This window comes from Roseibium sp. RKSG952 (genome assembly GCF_009711355.1).
In genome coordinates, this window is the sequence record NZ_SMMF01000554.1 from 1 (window position 1) to 1,773 (window position 1,773).

The window sequence follows — 1,773 nt, forward strand, 5'->3', positions numbered from 1 at the left end:
TCACGGAACGCCTTTCAGGGCGGTTTCCGCGCTGAAAGGCTTCCCGTCCGGTCTGGCAATCAATCAATTGTGGCGCCATCGCATCTTCCGTGACCTGACATTCATTTTTCGCATCGGCATTTATTGGCCACAAATGCGGAGGCCATTTCGGTGCTTGTCCGGTCAGATATGAAACACCGCCATGCGAATTTGATGGCTTGACGGTCGTGCCACCGGCGGCAAAGAAGGTCCGCTCAATCATGCGAGACCTTATGCAGACCGAATCCCAAAGCGCGCTTGCCTTTTCCGTCGGACACCGGACCGTCTTCGCCATCGCGGTGCCGATGACGCTTGCCTATCTGTCGACACCCCTTCTGGGCGTTATCGACATGGCCGTGATCGGGCGTCTGGGCGATGCGGCGCTTCTGGGCGGCATTGCCATTGGCAGTGTGATCTTCGATCTGGTGTTCACGACCTTCAACTTCCTGCGCTCCGGAACGACCGGCCTGACCGCTCAGGCCTATGGCGCAAAGGACCAGACCGAGATCCGGGCAACCTTCCTGCGTGCCCTGCTGATTGCCGTTGCCGCTGGTGTTGCTGTGATCCTGCTTCAAGGCCCGTTTCTTGCCATCGGCCTCAAGGCGCTCGGCGGCAGCGAAGAGGTGCAACAGGCGACCGCGCAATATTATCTGATCAGGGTCTACAGCGCCCCGTTTCTGCTGATCAACTATGTGGTGCTCGGCTGGTTCATCGGCATCGGCCGGGCAAACACGGGCCTTGCCCTGCAGCTGCTCTTGAACGGTTTGAACATCGTCTTGAGCATCTGGTTCGTGATCGGTCTCGACTGGGGCATTGCCGGGGTCGCAAGTTCCACCGTGATTGCCGAAGTCACCGCCGCCGCGGCCGGTCTCACGCTTGTTCTGGCCGCCAAACGGGGCCAGCCATGGCCCGCGATGGCCCTTGTGTTCGACCGGCGGCAGCTCCTGCGCATGGCAAGTCTGAACCGGGACATCATGATCCGGTCATTTGCGTTGCTGGGCGCCTTCGCATTCTTCACCGCCCGCTCCGCCGGTCAGGGCGACACGATCCTTGCCGCCAATGCCGTGCTTGAAAAACTGGTGATCGTCGGCTCCTATTTTCTCGACGGTCTGGCGACCGCAGCAGAGCAACTGGCCGGACGCGCGGTCGGCGCGCGGCACCGTCCCGCTTTCGACCGTGCCGTCCGCCTGACCGCCCTGTGGAGCTTCGTGATCGCAGCGGCAATCAGTGCACTGTTCCTGTTGCTCGGTACCCATTTGCTCGACCTGATGACCGTGAGCCAAGACGTGCGGGCCACCGGACGCGACTATCTTGTCTGGGCAGCGCTTGCGCCGGTTTGCGGGGTGCTGGCCTATCAGATGGACGGCGTTTTCATCGGGGCAACCTGGTCGCGGGACATGCGCAACATGATGCTGCTGTCATTGGCGGTGTTTGTTGCCGCCTATTATGTTCTGTTTCCGCTTTTCGCCAATCACGGGCTCTGGCTGGCGCTCAACCTGTTCCTGGGGCTCCGCGGCCTGAGCCTCGCCTGGATCTGCCGCCGCCGCGCTGACAGAACCTTTCAGCCAGCATGAGAACGGCCTTGTCTAACAGTCAGGCGGTGGATTTCCGGGCCCTGTCAGCCCGGCCCGGCAAAGCACGGAGCCGGGCTCAGAGAGCCACCGACGCTGCATTCTGTTCCAGGGCCAGGGTGGACTCAGCCGCGAAGGGCCACAAGGCAACGGACAGGATCGGTTCGCCATAAGGGATTGAGTG

General features: G+C 61.6%; 2 protein-coding genes. One reads left to right on the forward strand and one right to left on the reverse strand.

The genetic code is table 11. The features are described from left to right. A partial coding sequence (locus E1297_RS49625; protein ID WP_209015593.1) for a hypothetical protein occupies nucleotides 1-241 on the reverse strand: 241 nt, incomplete at its 3' end. A 10-nt stretch (nucleotides 242-251) separates the two neighbouring features. Here E1297_RS49625 and E1297_RS02205 point away from each other — a divergent pair. Continuing rightward, nucleotides 252-1,592 carry an MATE family efflux transporter gene (locus E1297_RS02205; protein WP_155133346.1) on the forward strand — a complete coding sequence of 447 codons (1,341 nt, stop codon included), beginning with the start codon at nucleotides 252-254 and terminating at the stop codon, nucleotides 1,590-1,592. Nucleotides 1,593-1,773 lie beyond the last annotated feature (181 nt).